We start from the raw sequence: 19,126 nt of genomic DNA, 5'->3' as shown, positions 1-19,126 counted from the left end.
CATTTCCTCCTCTTTTGCTTATCATTGTAGAAATATTCAGTTCGTTTCTCTATCTTTACTCGATTAGATTATTTACAAGTCGCTTCAATTTACCAACAATACCTTCTTTAGGTGGTGCTTCTTCGTCGTCATACTCTTTAGCTTTGCGTTCTTTCCGTGGTTCTTCTGGTTCTGGAACCTCGATTGACATTTCTCCAGAGTAATCATTATAAAATTCACTATCTTTATAAGCATAGCGAATCAAACTAACTGCTCCCGATAGCTCAGGATCGCGCGCACCAATTTGAGTTGGTGTATATAATCGAACGCTTGATTGTAATTTCTCTGTTGCTAACTCTTGTAAGCCTTCTAGCTTTGCCACACCACCAGTAATAACGACACCACCTGGTAAATCTTCTACTTGCTGTGCATATAGTTCGTCTAAAATTAAGTCAAAAATTTCTTCTACACGAGCTCCAATAATCTCTGAAATAAATCGTTGGCTATACTGCTCTTTAGAATCTGTTCCAATGATTGGCACTGTAAACATTTCATGGTCAGAAGCTGTATCATAAAACGCATGACCATAATCTTTTTTAATTTTCTCTGCTTGTTCCATTGATGTTTTTAAAATAATTGACAAATCTTTTGTAATATTTTCGCCACCAATTGGAATCATCGCAACATTCGTAAAGCGACTGTCTTTATAAACACCGATTGTTGTTGTATCTGCACCCATATCAATAAATAATGTGCCACGTGACTTTTCATCTTCTGTCAATGCATAATAGCCTGATACATGTGGCTGTAAATAAATTTGTTGGATTTCAACTCCAGTTCTTTCTACACATCGTACTATATTATGTAAATACGTATCTGGAGATGTTGCAACTGTAGCATCCATCTCTAAACGAATTCCTAACATACCACGTGGGTCGCTAATCTCTGGCAAATTATCAACAATAAACTGCTCTGGAATAAGCTCCACTCTTGTATGACCGTGTGCCCCTACCATTGACTCTGCAGATTCCATTACACGATCTAAATCTTCATCTGTAATTTCACGATTATCGTTACTAATTGCAACGACACCTTTTACTTTTTGGAGTGCTACTTGATTTGCTGGAATACCTACTACAACTTTTTTAACGCTAATACCTAGCATGCGTTCGGCTTGGTTAATGGCTTTTCGAATCGATTGACCTGCTGCATCAATATCGACGATACTTCCTTTTTTAATTCCAGAAGATTTCTCTTTACCTACACCAATCATATGGATGGTTGTTTGATCTACAACTTCACCAATGATACATTTTACAGAACTTGAACCAATGTCTAATGAAACAAACAATTCTGACTGACTCAATGAATAGCACCTCCTCTTATTTCTCTTTATTTTATATTTTATTGTATATTGTTATATTTGTCTAAGTAACTTTAGGATTTTTTACCACATTATTAGGGTTTTTGTCGATTAAACAAATAAAAACAAATACGACTTAAACCCTAGCACTAACTTATGCTGAAGATTGTACTTTATATCTAACACATACATTAAGACAAAGCACCACTACTCTATACCCTAAAAAACTCTTTTATACACACTTATAGAAAAATAATTTTTAGGTTACTCATATTATTCCATAGATTTTTAAAAAAAGATATTCTGGATAGGTAGTCTATTTATATTCTAATTTAAAAGAATTATAATAGCCACCAATCTCCAAATGAATAACACCTTTTTTATTTTGATTTAATTGCGCAATAATTGAAGGATAGTACTTCATTTTTGATGCAATCTTTGGAATATCAATTCGCACTTCAAATCCATCATTCATATACATCTTTAATAATTCTGGATTTGATTTTGTAGGTGCTGGTTCGATTTGAGAAATCATTTGCAATAAATCTGGCGACAATTGCATTAATTGTTTCACTAGTTCTTTGCGTTGCTTTTCGTCATGTAAATTTAAGAAAATAGGCAACTCATAACTTTTCGGTTTAATTCTACCAGGTAACAGTTCACCGTTTTCAAGTACATAATATTGTGCATTACTCGTTCTTAGAATAGCTACTCGTCGATTCTCTTTTATTTTAATCGCTACGCTATTTAACCATTTTCTTTCGACTGTTACTTGTTTTACAAAATCTAGCTTTTCTAAATTTTGTACTACTTGATCTTTTTTAAATCCCCACAATGAATCTCCAACAGTTAATCCACTTTTTTCTATGTAATATTGATTTGTTTCAAAATGATTCCCTTTTATAGTTACTTTTGAAATATGACTTAATGGTGATTGCACATACACTAAAATAAGTAAGACAATGCCGAGAATAATGAATAGTGTGATTATATTACGTTTTTTCTGTTTTTTTCTTCGCTCAATAATCGCACTTTGATGCTCTTTTAATTCAATTATTTTTTGCATTGTCTCACTTCCTTAATTTACTTTTAATTTTTTTACCGCTTCAACAAAACGTTCGCCGCGATTTTCAAAACTTGGATACTGATCCCAACTCGCACATGAGGGAGATAATAAAATGGTATCTCCTTCTTCAGATAACGCGTATGCTTTTGGCACAGCATCTTCCATAATTTCAGCTGTTTCAATTACCGATACACCACAAGAGTTTGCAAATTCAGCAAATCGCTCTTTTGTTTCACCAGATACAACTACAGCCTTTACATTATTCATATATGGTCGTAGGGCTTCGAATGAATGTCCTCGATCTAGTCCGCCTGCTAGAAGAATGATTGGTGTATGGAAAGCTGAAAGGGCACTTTTTGTTGCTAATGTATTCGTTGCTTTGGAATCATTATAAAATTTCCGTCCATTATACATACCAACAAATTGTGTGCGATGCTCTACACCTGCAAAAGTTTGCAGCACGTGTGTTAATGCTTCTTTTGGACACGCCATTAAAATAGCTGTTGCTACTACACAAAGTACGTTCTCTAAATTATGTTTACCTGGTAATGCAATTACAGAGCGTTCTAAATAAGGTTCACCCATCCAATAAATCATTTCATCATCTGCACTAATACCATCTTTTAAAATACGGGTAGATGAAAATGGAATTTTTGTAGCTTTAGAAGCCATTACTTCATTTACAACAATCTCTTGATCCGCATTATAAATCAGGTAGTCACTTTCGTCTTGATTACGCGTTACATTAAATTTTGCTTTTGCATAGTCTTCCATCGTACCGTGGTAATCAATATGTGCTTCAAATAAATTTGTCCAAATAGCGATTTTCGGCTTGAATTGCTCTGTACCCATTAATTGAAAAGAAGATAATTCTGTTACAACCACTTCATCTTTTGTCGCTTCTGCTGTAACACCACAAGCAACTGTACCAATATTCCCAGCAATTAATGGATGTAAATTCCCTTCTTTTAATACTTCAAATAATAAAGAAGTGGTTGTTGTTTTGCCATTTGAGCCAGTAATACCAATCATAGGCGCCTCGCTTATACGATAAGCGAGCTCAACCTCTGTCCAAACAGGTAATTTACGCATTAATGCATCTTCTATGATTGGGTTTGTATATGGGATACCTGGATTTTTAACGACTAATTCAAAACCATCATCAAGTATGTCCTTTGGGTGATGTCCACAAATAACTGTAATACCATGTTGCAATAATAATTGCGCATCTTGATTTTCTTCAAAAGGCTTTGCGTCATTTACTGTTACAAAAGCACCTAACTTGTGAAGAAGTTTCGCAGCGGCTACCCCACTTTTAGCAAGGCCAAGTACAAGTACTTTTTTATCTTTCATCGATTCAACCATTTTCATGCTATAAAACCTCCGGTAGCACTGCAATTAACGCACAAATGATTCCGACAACCCAGAATGTCACAACAACACGCTGTTCTGACCAACCTGATAATTCAAAGTGATGATGAATTGGAGCCATTTTGAAAATACGTTTTTTACGAATTTTAAAACTTCCAACTTGTAACATAACAGAGGCTGTTTCAACTACAAACACTAAACCAATTAATAAAAGTAATAACTCTTGATGAGTTAAAATCGATACAATTCCAAGCGCACCACCAAGTGCCAGTGAACCTGTATCCCCCATAAATACTTTGGCAGGGTTTTTATTAAATATTAGAAATCCTAACAACGCTCCCGCCACTGCAAAAGAGAAAATCGATAAGTCTGTTTGGTCTTGTACATAAGCAATTACACCAAAAGCTGCAAAGGCTATTGCACCTGTACCTGCTACCAAACCATCTAATCCGTCTGTTAAATTCACAGCATTTGAGAATCCAACTAACCAAAATACCATAAATAAAATATAAAACGTACCAAAGTTTAATACGATTTCTGTATAAGGTACTGATAATTCATTTGCAAAGCCAGTTCCTTTTAATAAGAAATAGGCTAATACTGAAATAACGATTTGAGCAATTAACTTTTGAAGTGATGTTAAACCTAAATTTCTTTTAAAAATAATTTTCAATCCATCGTCTAAAAATCCAACAATACCAAAACCAAGTAATACGATTAGTAGTACAACAGATTGTACGGTAAATTCGCCATAATAAATACTTACACCAAATGTTGAGATTACAATTGAAAATAGGAAGATAACGCCTCCCATAGTTGGTGTTCCTTGCTTCTTCATATGAGATTGCGGACCTTCTTCACGAATACTTTGTCCGAACTTCATACGTCTTAAAAACGGGATTGCTAATGGTCCAATAATTGCAGAGAATAAAAAACCTGCAAATAAAGTAATTAGCATGATTGAAATTGTCATTCTAATTCTCCTTTAATTACGTTTAAGTACATGTTCTATCATAGTAGTTTCACATTGAAATTTAAAGGTCAAATGGCTTAAAACCTTGTTTTTTTCATGTGTTTTGCAGAATTCATTTGACAAAAAGTGATTCCTTTTAGCTTCTACATTATTTTGTTTTCTTATATTGCTCTTGAGGGGTCTTTAACTGAACTTTAATTTTTTGTTTTGGTTTTACTACCGTTCCTGCGGGCACGCTTTGTTTCTGTACATAACCACTTCCACTAATTTCGATGTTAAGACCACTTAGTTCTTTGAAAGTAAGGAGATCTCGAAGTGACCATCCTTTAAAGTCTGGTAGCGTTATATCTCCATATGTTTTCAAGAATATTTTGTTACCTTTTAAAAGTGTCGTGTTTTTTTGTGGATATTGTTCTGCTACAGCTAAACCATCTCCAATAACAACCGGGACAAACCCTTCTTTTGTAATAGCTGATGTTGCTACATTTGTTTCTTGTTGTGCATAATCTGCTATTTTTATAGAATCATTTTTTTTCTGTTTCGTTGTACCTACATTTAAATATTTTAAGCTACTTTCCATAACTGCATTGAAAATTTTAGAAGTTGGTTCTGATCCCACTTCTGTTACCTTCAATTTTGGCTTCTTCACTGCTACATACATGACCAATTTCGGGTCTTTCGTAGGTGCCATACCTAAGAAAGAATATAAAAATTGATTTTTCCCCCATGAATAGCCTCCAGAGGAGTTAGCTACTTGTGCTGTCCCTGTCTTCCCTGAAACTTCATAATCAGTACTTGCAAACTTCTGCGCTGTTCCTTTTTCTGAAGTTATAGTCGTCGCTAAGATACGTCTCACTTCTCTCGCTGTATCTGCTGATACAGGTGAGCTTTTTACTTTAGGCTTGTTTTCTTTCACAACTTTTTTTGTGGTTGGATCTACAATTTTTTGAATAACATATGGTTGCATCATTTTACCGTCATTTGCAATCGCAGATACTGCTTGGATTAGTTGAATTGGTGTAACAGTCGAGCCTTGACCATACGTGGTCGTTACTTTATTAATTTTATATTGATCTAAAATTTGACCAGTTGCCTCTTTCGGTAAATCAATTCCTGTTTTTTCGCCAAAACCAAATTTATGAATTGATTTAAGGAAATAGTCTTCACCAATTAAATTCAATAAATTAGCCATCCCTACATTCGAAGATCGTTGAATCCCCTCTAGATAACTAATACGCCCCCAACCAACTTGATTTGCATCACGAATAACGCGATCTCCTACACGATACTGTCCTGACATGAAAGTTGCATTCTCGTTCCATACGCCCTTTTCAATTGCAGTTGCTAACGTAAATATTTTCATTGTAGAACCAGGTTCAATTGTAATTTGCGTTAATTGATTTAACCAACTTGAGTTAATTCCTTCACCTGTTTGCGGATTATATGTTGGACGTTGAGTAGACGCTAAAACCTCACCTGTTTTAGGGTTTGCAACCACTGCTACAATTGATTCAGGTTTGTACTCTGCATCTACACGTGATACTTCATTGTCTAAAATACTTTGAATCGTTTGATCAATCGTTAAATAAATTTCATCCCCATCTTTTGCTGGTGTCACTAATTTATCAGTTCCAGGAAGTAAATACCCCCATCGATCAATTTCAAAGTTAGCAGTACCATCTTTTCCGGCTAACTCCTGATTGTACGTTTTTTCAAGACCTGCTTGTCCCACTTCTATGTACTTAAGTTTTCTCTCATCCCATACTTTTTGTGTAAAGCCAATAATATTAGATGCGAAAACTCCTTTTGGATAATAGCGTTTCATTGTTTCTTCAAACTCAATGCCAGGTAATTTTTCTTTTTCAATCTGCTGTTTAATATCGTAAGGTAAGTCACGTCCTGCAGATTTAAATTCAACTTGGTAAGGTGTTTCGCCTTTTGCTGTTTTACGCATTAAAATATTCAATATTTCAGTTTCTTTCAAGTCTAAATAACGCGCTAAAACTTTTGCTGTTTTTTCTTTATCATGTACATGACGATATTGTCCTTCCGGCATACCTTTAGATGCTTTAGGAGTAAGTACAGCCGTAACATTATAACTTACTACATTCGTCGCAATTACCGAACCATTACGGTCTAAAATCTCGCCTCGTTTTGCTTTTTGTACCGTTTCAATATCATGACGATTTTTAGCTTCTGAAACTAAATCATGTCCATCAACTTTTCCAACCACCTGAATATAAAATACTCTCAAAAACATAAGCAAAAATAAGAAGCCAAAAATGACTAGCATTAAAAAGGCTCCTTTTCGTCCAAATCGTCTATTATTATTCATTCTTTTGTCACTGCCTTAACATTGTCAGAGTTTGGTGTTAAACCTAATTCCTTCGCTTTTTGTAAGAAATGTTCATATGTAGACTTTTTAGCGATTTTATTTTCAAGTACTTCATTTTCTTTTTGCAATGTTTTAATTTCTCGGTCAACTTCAACATTTTTAATCGTTGTTTGGCTAATTGAAGATTGCAAATTCAAACTAACTAATGATGTCGCAACAACAACGATAATCATCATCACTGTTAATATTTTTTCACCCTTCGTCCATTTTCGTCGTCGTGGTCGATGGCTCGGCTTCGGTATCTGTTTTTGCGGTTGTTGTGGTTGAACTCTCGGTTGAACAGGTGCTGTCTGTGTATAATCTCTTTGTGGTCTAAACTGTGGTGCTGCCATCGTCTCACTCCTCATCTTTTATGATTTGATTTTTTCAATTACACGTAATTTTGCTGATCTCGAACGATTATTTACAGCAAGTTCTTCTTCAGTTGGAAGAATTGGTTTACGGTTTACTAGCTTATATTTAGGTTGCAAGTGGTCTGGAATAATCGGCAGACCTGGTGGTAATTCTGGAACAGATGATACTTCTTTAAAAATTGTTTTTGTTAAACGATCTTCTAAAGAATGGAATGTGATAACACTTACACGTCCACCTACATCAATGACATCCAGTGCTTGTTGAAGGGATTCTTCCGCTGCACCTAATTCATCATTTACAGCAATTCGAATTGCTTGGAAAATTCGTTTCGCAGGGTGCCCACCTTTACGTCGTGCTGCTGCTGGAATACCTGCTTTAATTAATTCAACAAGTTGTCCTGTTGTTTCAATCGGTGATTTTTCACGTGCTTCTTCGATTTTACGTGCTACTTGTTTTGAGAACTTCTCTTCTCCATAACGATAAAAGATACGAACAAGTTCCGCATATGACCATTCGTTCACTACTTCAAAAGCTGTTAGCGGAGCTGTTTGATCCATCCGCATATCAAGTGCTGCATCTTGATGATAACTAAATCCACGCTCTGCATTATCTAATTGCGGGGAAGATACACCCAAATCATACAAAACACCATCTACTTTTGAAATCCCTAAATTCGCAAGCTCTTGTTGTAAATAACGAAAATTAGAATGAACAAATGTTACACGGTCTATGTATGGCGCTAATTTTATTTTTGCATTTTCAATTGCTGTTGTATCTTGATCAAAACAAATCAAGCGTCCTTGTTCAGAAAGTTGTTGTACAAGGTATTCACTATGACCTGCTCCACCAAGTGTACAATCTACATAAATCCCATCCGGACGAACGTTCAATTCATCGACTGTTTCCTTTAATAATACTGTTGTGTGATTGAACATGTTCAAATCCTCCATATTTCTTAAATCTTTTATTTATTCGTAAAACCCTTCAACTATATCGGTTTTTATTCAAATAATTTTATCATACACAAGTAAATAAAGTCCTATGTATGAAATTAATGTACCACATTCCTTGCTTTTCCACCACCATATACGGTAGTTTAACTAAATTTCACATCAACATATAAATTTAGCATGGGTAAATTCAGTGTTATTCAGTTGTTTTTATATTTTTCTATTATTTTCCAGTAATATACTATACTCTTTTACCTGAAAGTACAACTATATGCTTAAAAGTTTTTCAGTTCTTTAGACTCAACATTATTCCATCTGAAAATTGCACACTTATTATTTACCCATTTTTTTACATAAAAAACATAAAAAATAGGTTTTAGCATTTTTTGTGCCAAAACCTACTTTACGCTTATAAATAAATAATTTGATGCAACTTAGATGTTTTTAGAGATAATGTGAATAAATCACGAATAAATAGTTTTCCATATTGATTTAAGTAAGGGAACGGCGTGTAAACACGTTCTTGGAATCCACCCATCGGAAGTAATTCCTGTTCCACTTGTTCAAAACGACGATAAGCAACATCATGTTTTAAACGGACATCTTTTTCAATTTGTTTCATTAAGAAGTCAAACTGTTCTTTATGAAAAGCAAGATTCTTTTTCACAACACGCTCTACATGTAAATCATGTTCTTCAATATGACGTTGAATTACTTCGTATTGTTCAGCTAGCAATTGCTTCGCATGTTCAATCGCTTCTTTCGCTTCACGATCATACACTTTAGCATCAAATGCTTCTTTTTTCGAAGAAATACCACCTTCAATTGCTTCTTTCGCAGTGAGACCGATTAATTCTAAATTAGAAGCTGTCTCTCTCGTTACATAAGTAAAGTTCATACGTGGTGTGAAGATTGGCACACGTAAGCCTAGTACTTCAAAACCATCTTTCAAAGTAGCCCAGTATGCAAGCTCACCTGCGCCGCCTACGAATGATAAAACAGGTAATACCATTTCTTGCATCATTGGACGCGTCACAACATTATTACTTAAACAGACTTCTTCATCTACTAACTGCATTAATTGTTCTTTCGTAAAGCGAACATTAGCAGATTGATTCATAAAATACCCATCATGTCGTGTTAATAAATAACGCTCTCCATCACGTACATAGAATAGATTCGCTGCATTTTCTGTCGCACCAATCGGCGAACCGTATCCTGCTTCTTCTAAATCTCTCTCACGCTTCGTCACAACTGTAGCAATCTCTGCCGCATGCTCAATTAAACGTTTAAAATAAGGCGCTTCGTATTGACGCAGTGCTGGATCTGCAGCATCTAAATATAGTAACCCTTGCTCTTTAAATAAGTCATTCATTAATTTCACAAAGAAATCAGTATATGTATGACTTGTTTGAGCAACTTCTAAAACATATGCTAATAATTCTTTTGTATAGGCTGTTTCACCGAATTGCTTAAATAGTTGCTTAATCCATTTCTCTACCTCATCTAAACGAAGCTTCGTTGCAGAAGCCATCGTTTTAACACGACCTTCTTCTACATATGTGTGTTTTAATAAACGATTACCTGCTGCATAGAATGTATGGTTAATCTCATCTAAATCATGATCTTCTCCTGCCACCCAAAAAATCGGCACAACAGGTACACCCAATTGTTCGCGTTGTTCTTTCGCTAACAACAATACAGAGATTGCTTTATTAACCGAATAAAGTGGCCCTGTTAAAAGACCTGCTTGTTGGCCACCAACAACTGCTACTGCATCTTGTTCTAATTCTTTTAAATGTTGCTCGATTTTTTCAGATGTTGCAAATTTTTGCATATATTGACGCATCACACTGACTAATTCTTTTCGACGAATCGGGTGTTGCTTTAATTCTTGTAAACGCGCTTCAAAAGCGGATTGTTCATTTTTGAAATGAAAAAAACGACAAATTGCTTCTTGCTGATTTTGATAATCTTGAAGTAATTGGTTTGTATTTTCCACTTGTACTTGTTCCAATTTCATTATTACGTTCTCCTCTTCAAACAGTGAATATGAAAAGTATAGCACTATCTAGGTCGTTGTAGAAAAAAACTGCTCACTGTCTTTAAAATAATTCAATAGATTTTAAAATAGCATAGACGAGTAACATAGTTAAATAGATACTTGATAATACTAAAAAAAGAATCCGCCAAAATTTTTTAAAGATTTTCGCTACTTGTACTTCTGGATTCTTGTACCATTTGCGAAGTACAATCGCCATAAAAGTAAGCGTAACAAGAATCTGAATGAGAACACCTAAATCATAGCCATATACTGTTTGACAAAGCGCTTGAATTGAAAATAGTAATATACATGTTGTGACATCCATCGCTCGATGCATCGCATTTCCTTTTGTACGTTTGAATCTTTTCAATAAGAAAAAAAGAAAAAAGAACACTAAAAAAGGATAGAGTACGATGAGATGAAGGACGCTAAATAATACACTCACTTGATTACACATCCGTTCTGTTTATTCTTACATCAGTATAATAAGTGCATTTCTAGATTTCAATGTTATCCTTATTTCGATTTTGCTAAAAATCGTTCTACTGCTTCTAAATGCGCATCTGCTTCCCATAATTTCGCACATTGCGCCACTTCTTCCATTACACGTTGTTTTAAATTTTTCTCCATCCACTTACGTATTTCAATCTCTTTATAAGCACGATGTACGCCAGGATTAATTTTACGCATATACTCAATAAATTGATCTAATGCTACAAATTTATCCCCATCATAAATCTTTGTCGCAAAGCCCACTTCTTCTAATTGTGCACTATCATAAACTTGTGCATCGACTAACATTTTTAATGCGCGGTCATGACGGAGTCCACGTTCAAATAAATATGTTGCACCGCCCCAACCAGAAGTGATTGCTAATGTACCTTGGATAAAACCACACTTCGCTTCACGTGCAATGATACGGAAGTCGCAAGCAGTGGCAATTTCACAACCACCACCAACTGCTGCACCATTAATTAAGGCAATTGTCGGAATAGGTAGCGTTGCCCATTCATATAAGATTTCTGCCATCTTACTGAGCATTGAAAAAGCCTGTTCTTCTGTCACAAGCGAATGGAACTCTGCTAAATCTCCCCCTGAACAAAAAGCTTTTTCACCACTCCCTGTAATCACTAAAAAACGCACCGTATCATGTGTATGTACGTAATGAATCACTTCTTTAAATCCTTCCATCAACTCATCATTAATCGCATTGCGGCGTTTTGGTCGATTTAATGTAAATAATAGTACGCCTTCTTTTTCTTCGATTGTATAACTCATACAAACACCCCTTTTTTATGAATAATGGTTCATTATTACCTAGTAATAGCGTAGCGTTTTTTTGAAATGAGCGCAATATTTTTAATTTTTACATAAAAAAAACATATAAAGTGATCATTCACCTTATATGCCTCTATTTAAACTAAAATCATACCTGGTTCTACTTCTTCTTTCGTTAAACCAATAATCCCTTCAATCAAACCAATGATTGACGGAATACCTGTCCAACTAAATAAAATATAAACAATGCCTAAACCAATTTTACCAGCATAAAATTTATGAACACCTAATCCACCTAATAAAATACCTAATAAACCATAAGCAATTTTATTTACTGGTTTTTTCCCTGAATGTACGACTTTTGGAGAAGCTTTTACAATAATCCATTCATCATCTTTTTGATACACTTCTACTTCTTCATTTGCATGCGGTGTAAAATCAAGTGTGTAATCCATCACTGAAATGATTGATCCATCATTTTGAACAATCGTTACTTCTCCTGCATCTACTTTTATAATTTTAGCCATCTTCTTCACCTACTCATATTTAATAAGTATATTTTACCATAAATAAACATATTATCACATAAAGTATAGAAAAAGACCGTTAAAGAGCCATGGTCTCTTTAACGGTCTTTGTAAGTGCAAATACTGTAATTATTTGCTTACTACTTCTTTACCTTTGTATTGTCCACATGCTTTACATACGTGGTGAGCTAGTTTTAGTTCGCCACAGTTAGAGCAAGCTACCATACCTGGTACAGCAAGTTTGAAATGCGTACGACGTTGACGTTTCGCAGTTTTAGAAGTTCTTCTAAATGGTACAGCCATTGATGATGGCACCTCCTTACAGATATTTATTCATCTGTTTGATCAAAATACTTAGCTAAATCAGCCAGTCTTGGATCCACTTTTTTTTCGTCTTTTTCAGACTGTTGAGCAAGTTCTTCGTCCGTAGTATATGACCAAGCGTCATTTTTCGGTTGAATGATTTGCGCGTCTTCCTTGTACACTTGCATTGGAATCTCTAATAGAATTAGTTCTTCTAATACAGGTGTGACATCGATAACATCTCCCTCTACAGGATGAACATTATCTTGTTCGTCTTCACCAGCAATTTCGCCCCATCTGAAAATTTCATCTGATTCGAAATCAAGCGGGAACACGACATCTTCCCATGTACGAGAACAAGGAAGCGTTAATTCACCAGTTACATGAAAATGACAGTTCATTTGCTCTGCACCAAAGGTACAAAAGCCTTTTACATGAACAGGTGTAATATGGCGAATATCTTTATTACGAGACATTACACCATCCAGTTGAACAATTTGATCAACCGGCATCCCGTTTTGGCGATATTTAGATAATTGTGGGATTGCCCATTTCATATTTTATCACCTCAAGACAACAGAATTGATTATATAATGTGAAATAATAGATGTCAAGATATTTTCTTGTCACTACTATATAACTCTGTTTATAATCATAATTACTATTATAAAGGAGGAACGCCAATGATTGCAACAGGAGTTATTGTGGAATATAATCCCTTTCACAACGGGCATCATTATCAAGTGAAAACAGCACGAAAAGAGACGCAAGCTGATGTCTTAGTTGCTGTGATGAGTGGGCATTTTTTACAGCGCGGTGAACCTGCTTTATTAAACAAATGGCAACGAGCGAAAATGGGGCTTCAAAATGGTGTAGACCTCGTCATTGAGCTTCCCTATGCTTTTGCAACTGGTCATGCAACGGACTTTGCATATGGTGGTGTTACGTTATTAGAAGCATTAAATTGTCAGTCAATCTCTTTTGGTAGCGAGAGTGGGCAAATTGAGCTATTTAAAAGCACATATGACGCTTTTGAGCAACATCACGAGCAAACTCAACAAATCATTCAAGAAGCAGTTAAAAAAGGTTTAAGCTATCCTCAAGCGCTTCAAACTGCACATAAACAGATTCAGTCACAAACTGAACATAAATTACTTGATTTAGCACAGCCTAATAATATACTCGGATATCATTATTATGAACAAATACAAAAACATCAATATCGGCTACAATCAACCACTGTAAAGAGAAAAGGTGCAGGCTATCATGACGATGTAGATGACCGTAAAACGATTGCAAGTGCCACAGGAATTCGAAAGGCTCTTTTTGAAACCAAGCAATTAGAGACACTCGAAAAATTTATGCCGTCTACAGCATATGACATATTAAAAGGAGCGCAAAACTACACAAGTTGGGCACATTTTTATCCATTCTTTCGTTTCACAGTATTACGCATGAAGCCTGAGACTTTGCGTCAGTATGTCGATGTGTCAGAAGGAATTGAATTCTTATTTTTAGAAGCTGCAAAAGAGCATGCAACATTTGAAGGCTTTATGAAACATGTAAAATCAAAACGATATACATGGACGCGTCTGCAACGTATGATGACGCATATACTTGTCGGCTATACAAAAGAACATCGAGCAATATTTCAAACACCGTCGTATATTCGTGTACTCGGCATGACAGAAAAAGGCCAACAATATTTATCACAAGAAAAGAAAAGACTAACATTACCTTTAATCAGTCGCATTCCTAAAAAACATGATGACATGTTGGCGCTAGATTTGCGTGCAACTGACTTATACATGATTGGAACAGGTGCCAATACCACACGCCTCGACTTCCAAACACCACCAATTCGCTTATAAAAATAACCTCCAACGCTGAAGTGTAGCATTGGAGGTTATTTTTTATTTTTGTTTTAATTCATTTAAATAAGTCATCGCATCATCTAATGTTTTCACAGGAACGATTTCCATTTTACTATCAATTTTTTTTGCTGTTTCTTTTGCAAGTTCATAGTTTGATTGAATATCTGGAACTGCTTTTTTCATTTCAGGTGTAATTTCATCATCTGGCGCAAAGAAAATTTCGATGCCTTGGTTGTTTGCGGCAATGACTTTTTTATCAATACCACCAATTCTTCCGACTTTACCATTCTCCAACATCTCACCTGTTCCAGCAATTTTATAACCTTTTGCTAAATTGCCTGTTGTTAATTGATCGATAATTTCAAGCGTGAACATCAAACCAGCCGAAGGTCCACCAATTTCATCTGAATCAATCTTCACTTCTGGTGTTGTTGAAATCGATTTACTATCTGAGAATGTAATACCTAGACCAATCTTACCTTTTGCACCTGGTATTGGTTTTAACGTGACATCTTTTGTATAAACTTTGTCATCACGTTTAAATGTTAAGCTTACACGCTCGCCATCTTTTTTGTCTGCTAAGTAATCAACTAATTGTTGATGTGTTTTAATTTTCTCACCATCAATTGCTGTTACTTCATCTCCTGCTTTTAAAACATTTGAGGCAGCCGCATTTTCTAACACATAAATCACATAAACACCTTTGTAGTCTACTTTATATGGTCTTCCTAGCGTTTTAAAGGCCATATATTTTGCATTAAACTGCGAGTCGGTCATGAGCTTCAATTGTCGTAAATTATACTCTGTATCGGACTCTTCTGGTGCACGTACTTCTTCTTCTTTTAAAATATCTTTTTCATCTGAGAACTTCGCCAATACATATGTAAAAGGCGTTGCCCCACTTACAGCTACAGTCATCATACTGAGCGATCCATCTGTCGGCGTTTTCGCATCCTCTACCTTCACATACTTCGTTAAATCATATGCCGCTCCTGGAGACATAATATAATAGTTTAAAGGATAGACAAAAAACGTCACAACCATAGCTAAAATGACTAAAAATAAGGCAAACTTCTTTTTCGACACCCTCATGCACCTCCTCTTTCGATATAAATGGACGTTTTGATGAATATTTTGATTCCACTTCTTTTTTATTCTATCATTTTTTTCTGTCTTGTAGATAGTTTTCTACCAAAAAAAGAAACGTTTGTTCTCATTCTTTTTCAAAAAAAAAAAAAAACAGCCACCAACTTAGGTAAGTTGTTATGACTGTTCTTTTACCCTTATCTTACGCTTTAAACTTCTCTTTTAAAGCTTTATTCACAATCGCAGGCACAAGGCTCTCGATATCGCCTCCGTACTGTGATACTTCTTTTACAATACTTGAGCTTAAAAATGAATGTTGATTCTTCGTCATAATGAAAAACGTCTCAATATGATGATCTAAATAACGGTTCATTGATGTAATTTGCATTTCGTATTCAAAATCCGAAACAGCACGTAATCCACGAACAATGACATGCGCATTTTTTTCTTTCACATAATGAATTAATAAACCTGAAGACGACTCTACTTTTACGTTCGGCATATCTTTTGTTACTTGTTGGATTAAATCGATTCTTTCTTCTACATTAAACAATGGTTTTTTTGCTGAATTGTTCATAACGGCTACATAGACCACATCAAAAATGTCTGCTGCACGTTGAATGATGTCTAAATGACCATTTGTAATCGGGTCAAAGCTACCTGGAACGACTGCAATCTTATCCATGTTCATCCCCCTCTTCCTCCATCAGTCGATAGAACGATATAATCGTACTACCATACTTTTCTTCACGATATTTTGTAAAGTTTTCGACTTGCTCAGGTAGCTGTAATTCAAAATCATGTTCACAAACAATCACGCCATCTGGATGAATGATATTATGTGTAATTAATTCTTTTACTAAATCATAATAAACATGCTTTTTATATGGTGGATCTAAAAAGATTAAATCCGCTTGAAATTCTCTTTTAATGAGGTGCTTCAACGCTCTTGTTGCATCATTACGATAAATTTCTGCACGATCTTCATAGCGACATTTCTGGATATTTTCTTTTAAATTTTGAAATGCACGACTATCTTTTTCAATGAATACGCCTTTTTCCATCCCTCTACTTAGCGCTTCAATACCAAGTCCTCCACTACCTGCAAATAAATCTAACACAGTTCCTCCATGAAAAAAAGGACCTAATATATTAAATAGTGATTCTTTCACTTTATCTGTCGTAGGTCTTGTCGTTACACCATTTACTGCTTTCAGTGGCATTCCTTTTCGTTCGCCAGAAATTACTCTCATTTTGTCACCAAGCCTTTATAAAATAATAATCAGTGAGGACGGCCCCACTGACTATTATTGTACATTATTTTTGTTCGTTTAGTTCAATACGATCTTCTTTTTTCTCAGGTATTGTACGGAATAGCTTGATTAACCAACCTTCTTCCACATAATAGGTTCCTGCTATTTTAATAAGCGGCTGAACACCTGGAACGTCCTGTCGCAAATTATTATAAACATAAAAATCATACGGCTCTCCTGGGAATCGGAACGAACGTGAAGCATTCTTCACATAATATCCATTCTCTCCAATTCGTGCATCATATCCTAATTGTTTTAATAATGGGTTTGCTGTATAGAGTATCATATCATCTTTTAATATAATTTTGACATTATCCACTTTTTGTCCATTCACATAAATCGGACGTTTTTCTTCAAACATTAGTGGCACAACTGCTTTCGCATTCGCTTCATTCATTTGGAAATAAGACGTTTTTAACTGTAAAATATTGCTCAGTAGGTTGTCTAATACAGAAGATGTCACTTTCTTACCTTCTAATTCTTGTAAACCATCTTTCCATTGTGTTCGTTGATTCGAACTAAAATAATCATTTAAGGTTTTAACCATTGTTTGGGCTTTTGAATTCCCAATCAGTGTATTCGTTTCAAATGATGCTAATACACTCGATAACACTTGATTTTGTTGATTAATTTGGTATTTCCTCTTTACTTGCGTTACTGCTACACGTTCTTGCAGTGCTGATTTTTCAAGCGTATTCGTAAATAAAATACGGCTACCGCTTTTTTGATTAGAAGGTGTTTCAATAATATCCATATGGTTACTATTCAATAACTCTAATTTTGATAAAGCTTTTGTTAAGTTAGCAGGCTGGGTTCGCGTTGAATAAACGCTTAATTCGTCACTCTCGAACGCTTTCTTCACTTTATTTTTCGACCAATAAAGCTCATACACCCCGCCGTTACCTGTGAAGTAAGCATAGTCTACTAAATTAAGTGATTGTTCTCCGATTTTCGGAAGTCCCGTAAACCATTGACCACCTTTACGGTTTTCATCAATAATTTGCAATTTCGTGTTCAAAACAATACCCTGTTTCAACGTAAGGAACATCTCGTCATATAACTTCCCTGATTCAAGACCACCGTTAGGGAGTGGTATACGATATGAGATAGACTGTATGGTCTCGGTTCCTTCTTTAAAACCATTCACATTACTTTTAAAACGTGAACAGTTCTTTTTATCTTCTTTACCTTCTGCATCTTTTGGACAAACCTTTTGCTTTGCAGCTTCCGGCCATAGAATTGTCATTTCTTGTTCAGGTAAATTTTTAAATGTATGCTTTACGTAAAAAGCATTTCCTTTATGCTTGATTTCAATATCTTGTGTATAAGAAAAGGCTTTTTCTGTATCAGCTGGATTTGTCGAAAAGACATGGTACTGAAATGATAGAAGAATACCATTGATAAATAACAAGATTGAAAATAAGATGGCTGCAAATTTCATGTGCGAATCCTCCTGCATCATGATACTATGTTTTAGGAAAGGAAGTGTTATAAAAATGATTCAAAGATTTATCGAGCTAGGACAAGGCTATGGTGATTTATTCGAGCTTTGTGAGCTAATGAAAACAAATCACAATCGCATTCATCATACCTTCGTCTTCGTCTCAGAAAAAGACGGTAATAAAGTTGCTTCAGTTGCAGTTGCACTAAAGCCTGTCGGCGAAAGCAAATTCATGCCAATTTATATTTGTCGCGAAGGGATTCCATATAATCCTGAAAAACAATCTAAACGTTTTGAGATTTTCGAAAACGCTGTAAAAGAGCGCGATCAATTACTGATTACGTTAGAAGTAAAGCATTCATCTATTTATGTAGATCCAACGCTTTATTATCAATACCTAATTGGTGTTCTTCGACTTTATCACTATATTCCTTATCTTCATTAGGCTACACGACCTTACGTAAACATAGCCAAATATGACTATTTTCTATTTGTATCGTCCGTAGAAGTAAAAGTTTTAGAGTCCAGTTTTATAATCATACTCTTTTGCTTTATCTGGTTTTGCATTTTCAAATTCTGTATTTACAAATCGACGATAGGATGGCACAACTGATTTGACATAGGGTAAACGAGATACCTTATTCATTGTGACCTCCATCTCATCATAGTCACAGTAGATGACAACATACTTCATCTTGCGTGATATATAGTGTACATGACCATAACGACGTAAAGATTTCGCTTGCTTCAAGTGGTGTACATAGACAATTAATCCTTGGCGCTCTTTCATTAGTAGGCTACCCCCATTT

The 19,126-nt window shown here is 35.2% G+C and carries 20 protein-coding genes; 2 read left to right on the top strand and 18 right to left on the bottom strand.

The genetic code is table 11. The annotated features are described in order from the left end of the window. Positions 1-55: 55 nt before the first annotated feature. The 13 genes from ftsA to MHB75_RS01510 all read right to left on the bottom strand — a co-directional run bounded on the left by ftsA (position 56) and on the right by MHB75_RS01510 (position 13,160). Positions 56-1,345, bottom strand: a complete 1,290-nt coding sequence (gene ftsA / locus MHB75_RS01570) for a cell division protein FtsA (RefSeq protein WP_340995494.1) — start codon at positions 1,343-1,345, stop codon at positions 56-58. Between the two features lie 313 nt (positions 1,346-1,658). Beyond that, positions 1,659-2,408, bottom strand: a complete 750-nt coding sequence (locus MHB75_RS01565; RefSeq protein WP_340995492.1) for a cell division protein FtsQ/DivIB — start codon at positions 2,406-2,408, stop codon at positions 1,659-1,661. A gap of 12 nt (positions 2,409-2,420) precedes the next feature. Beyond that, positions 2,421-3,779 carry a UDP-N-acetylmuramoyl-L-alanine--D-glutamate ligase gene (gene murD / locus MHB75_RS01560; protein WP_141272710.1) on the bottom strand — a complete coding sequence of 453 codons (1,359 nt, stop codon included), beginning with the start codon at positions 3,777-3,779 and terminating at the stop codon, positions 2,421-2,423. A 1-nt stretch (position 3,780) separates the two neighbouring features. After that, the gene (gene mraY, locus MHB75_RS01555; protein WP_141272708.1) at positions 3,781-4,752 is read right to left on the bottom strand and encodes a phospho-N-acetylmuramoyl-pentapeptide-transferase; all 972 of its coding nucleotides are present in this window, start codon (positions 4,750-4,752) and stop codon (positions 3,781-3,783) included. Between the two features lie 148 nt (positions 4,753-4,900). After that, on the bottom strand, positions 4,901-7,045 hold the full coding sequence (locus tag MHB75_RS01550; protein ID WP_340995486.1) for a penicillin-binding transpeptidase domain-containing protein: 2,145 nt from the start codon (positions 7,043-7,045) through the stop codon (positions 4,901-4,903). A gap of 38 nt (positions 7,046-7,083) precedes the next feature. Further along, complete coding sequence (gene ftsL2 / locus MHB75_RS01545) at positions 7,084-7,479, bottom strand: cell division protein FtsL (RefSeq protein WP_141272704.1); 396 nt, start codon at positions 7,477-7,479, stop codon at positions 7,084-7,086. 18 nt (positions 7,480-7,497) lie between these two features. Further along, positions 7,498-8,436 (bottom strand): 16S rRNA (cytosine(1402)-N(4))-methyltransferase RsmH, encoded by a 939-nt coding sequence (rsmH, locus tag MHB75_RS01540; RefSeq protein WP_068455098.1) that lies wholly within the window; start codon positions 8,434-8,436, stop codon positions 7,498-7,500. Positions 8,437-8,860: 424 nt separating this feature from the next. Beyond that, positions 8,861-10,474 carry a bacillithiol biosynthesis cysteine-adding enzyme BshC gene (bshC, locus tag MHB75_RS01535; RefSeq protein WP_340995481.1) on the bottom strand — a complete coding sequence of 538 codons (1,614 nt, stop codon included), beginning with the start codon at positions 10,472-10,474 and terminating at the stop codon, positions 8,861-8,863. An 82-nt stretch (positions 10,475-10,556) separates the two neighbouring features. Continuing rightward, positions 10,557-10,952 carry a DUF3397 domain-containing protein gene (locus MHB75_RS01530; protein ID WP_141272700.1) on the bottom strand — a complete coding sequence of 132 codons (396 nt, stop codon included), beginning with the start codon at positions 10,950-10,952 and terminating at the stop codon, positions 10,557-10,559. Between the two features lie 59 nt (positions 10,953-11,011). Beyond that, positions 11,012-11,773: an enoyl-CoA hydratase/isomerase family protein gene (locus MHB75_RS01525; RefSeq protein ID WP_340995477.1), complete on the bottom strand. Its 762-nt coding sequence runs from the start codon at positions 11,771-11,773 to the stop codon at positions 11,012-11,014. A gap of 137 nt (positions 11,774-11,910) precedes the next feature. Next, positions 11,911-12,153 (bottom strand): NINE protein, encoded by a 243-nt coding sequence (locus MHB75_RS01520; RefSeq protein ID WP_409136027.1) that lies wholly within the window; start codon positions 12,151-12,153, stop codon positions 11,911-11,913. A gap of 276 nt (positions 12,154-12,429) precedes the next feature. Next, on the bottom strand, positions 12,430-12,603 hold the full coding sequence (gene rpmF, locus MHB75_RS01515; protein WP_068455109.1) for a 50S ribosomal protein L32: 174 nt from the start codon (positions 12,601-12,603) through the stop codon (positions 12,430-12,432). Between the two features lie 26 nt (positions 12,604-12,629). After that, positions 12,630-13,160, bottom strand: a complete 531-nt coding sequence (locus MHB75_RS01510) for a YceD family protein (RefSeq protein WP_068455110.1) — start codon at positions 13,158-13,160, stop codon at positions 12,630-12,632. Between the two features lie 126 nt (positions 13,161-13,286). Here MHB75_RS01510 and MHB75_RS01505 point away from each other — a divergent pair, with 126 nt between their 5' ends. Next, positions 13,287-14,474 (top strand): nucleotidyltransferase, encoded by a 1,188-nt coding sequence (locus MHB75_RS01505; RefSeq protein ID WP_340995473.1) that lies wholly within the window; start codon positions 13,287-13,289, stop codon positions 14,472-14,474. A 42-nt stretch (positions 14,475-14,516) separates the two neighbouring features. Here the strand turns inward: MHB75_RS01505 and MHB75_RS01500 are convergent, their stop codons facing one another. The 4 genes from MHB75_RS01500 to MHB75_RS01485 all read right to left on the bottom strand — a co-directional run bounded on the left by MHB75_RS01500 (position 14,517) and on the right by MHB75_RS01485 (position 18,317). Then, positions 14,517-15,563 (bottom strand): SepM family pheromone-processing serine protease, encoded by a 1,047-nt coding sequence (locus tag MHB75_RS01500; RefSeq protein ID WP_340995471.1) that lies wholly within the window; start codon positions 15,561-15,563, stop codon positions 14,517-14,519. Between the two features lie 202 nt (positions 15,564-15,765). Beyond that, the gene (gene coaD / locus MHB75_RS01495; RefSeq protein WP_340995469.1) at positions 15,766-16,248 is read right to left on the bottom strand and encodes a pantetheine-phosphate adenylyltransferase; all 483 of its coding nucleotides are present in this window, start codon (positions 16,246-16,248) and stop codon (positions 15,766-15,768) included. After that, entirely contained in the window at positions 16,241-16,816 is a 576-nt protein-coding gene (gene rsmD / locus MHB75_RS01490; protein WP_068455120.1) for a 16S rRNA (guanine(966)-N(2))-methyltransferase RsmD, read from the bottom strand. The genes coaD and rsmD overlap by 8 nt, the downstream gene beginning before the upstream one ends. A 64-nt stretch (positions 16,817-16,880) precedes the next feature. Beyond that, on the bottom strand, positions 16,881-18,317 hold the full coding sequence (locus MHB75_RS01485) for a hypothetical protein (protein ID WP_340995466.1): 1,437 nt from the start codon (positions 18,315-18,317) through the stop codon (positions 16,881-16,883). A gap of 55 nt (positions 18,318-18,372) precedes the next feature. On the opposite strand from MHB75_RS01485, the gene MHB75_RS01480 reads away from it, so the two are divergent. Next, positions 18,373-18,762 (top strand): DUF7147 family protein, encoded by a 390-nt coding sequence (locus tag MHB75_RS01480; protein WP_068455126.1) that lies wholly within the window; start codon positions 18,373-18,375, stop codon positions 18,760-18,762. A gap of 72 nt (positions 18,763-18,834) precedes the next feature. On the opposite strand, the gene MHB75_RS01475 is transcribed toward MHB75_RS01480, so the two are convergent. After that, positions 18,835-19,107 carry a YlbG family protein gene (locus MHB75_RS01475; RefSeq protein ID WP_340995463.1) on the bottom strand — a complete coding sequence of 91 codons (273 nt, stop codon included), beginning with the start codon at positions 19,105-19,107 and terminating at the stop codon, positions 18,835-18,837. Between the last annotated feature and the right edge of the window lie 19 nt (positions 19,108-19,126).

The organism is Kurthia sp. FSL E2-0154, assembly GCF_038003625.1.
GTDB lineage: Bacteria > Bacillota > Bacilli > Bacillales_A > Planococcaceae > Kurthia > Kurthia gibsonii.
Note: the sequence above shows the minus strand (reverse complement) of the source record. Positions and strands in the feature narration are given on the sequence as shown.

Excerpts from the sequence above, each read along its gene's own strand:
- MHB75_RS01485 (WP_340995466.1), bottom strand. The coding sequence starts at position 18,317 with ATGAAATTTGCAGCCATCTTATTTTCAATCTTGTTATTTATCAATGGT.
- ftsL2 (WP_141272704.1), bottom strand. The coding sequence starts at position 7,479 with ATGGCAGCACCACAGTTTAGACCACAAAGAGATTATACACAGACAGCA.
- MHB75_RS01530 (WP_141272700.1), bottom strand. The coding sequence starts at position 10,952 with ATGTGTAATCAAGTGAGTGTATTATTTAGCGTCCTTCATCTCATCGTA.
- rsmD (WP_068455120.1), bottom strand. The coding sequence starts at position 16,816 with ATGAGAGTAATTTCTGGCGAACGAAAAGGAATGCCACTGAAAGCAGTA.
- bshC (WP_340995481.1), bottom strand. The coding sequence starts at position 10,474 with ATGAAATTGGAACAAGTACAAGTGGAAAATACAAACCAATTACTTCAA.
- MHB75_RS01480 (WP_068455126.1), top strand. The coding sequence starts at position 18,373 with ATGATTCAAAGATTTATCGAGCTAGGACAAGGCTATGGTGATTTATTC.
- murD (WP_141272710.1), bottom strand. The coding sequence starts at position 3,779 with ATGAAAATGGTTGAATCGATGAAAGATAAAAAAGTACTTGTACTTGGC.
- MHB75_RS01550 (WP_340995486.1), bottom strand. The coding sequence starts at position 7,045 with ATGCTAGTCATTTTTGGCTTCTTATTTTTGCTTATGTTTTTGAGAGTA.
- MHB75_RS01525 (WP_340995477.1), bottom strand. The coding sequence starts at position 11,773 with ATGAGTTATACAATCGAAGAAAAAGAAGGCGTACTATTATTTACATTA.
- coaD (WP_340995469.1), bottom strand. The coding sequence starts at position 16,248 with ATGGATAAGATTGCAGTCGTTCCAGGTAGCTTTGACCCGATTACAAAT.
- MHB75_RS01475 (WP_340995463.1), bottom strand. The coding sequence starts at position 19,107 with ATGAAAGAGCGCCAAGGATTAATTGTCTATGTACACCACTTGAAGCAA.
- rsmH (WP_068455098.1), bottom strand. The coding sequence starts at position 8,436 with ATGTTCAATCACACAACAGTATTATTAAAGGAAACAGTCGATGAATTG.
- MHB75_RS01510 (WP_068455110.1), bottom strand. The coding sequence starts at position 13,160 with ATGAAATGGGCAATCCCACAATTATCTAAATATCGCCAAAACGGGATG.
- mraY (WP_141272708.1), bottom strand. The coding sequence starts at position 4,752 with ATGACAATTTCAATCATGCTAATTACTTTATTTGCAGGTTTTTTATTC.
- MHB75_RS01505 (WP_340995473.1), top strand. The coding sequence starts at position 13,287 with ATGATTGCAACAGGAGTTATTGTGGAATATAATCCCTTTCACAACGGG.
- MHB75_RS01565 (WP_340995492.1), bottom strand. The coding sequence starts at position 2,408 with ATGCAAAAAATAATTGAATTAAAAGAGCATCAAAGTGCGATTATTGAG.
- rpmF (WP_068455109.1), bottom strand. The coding sequence starts at position 12,603 with ATGGCTGTACCATTTAGAAGAACTTCTAAAACTGCGAAACGTCAACGT.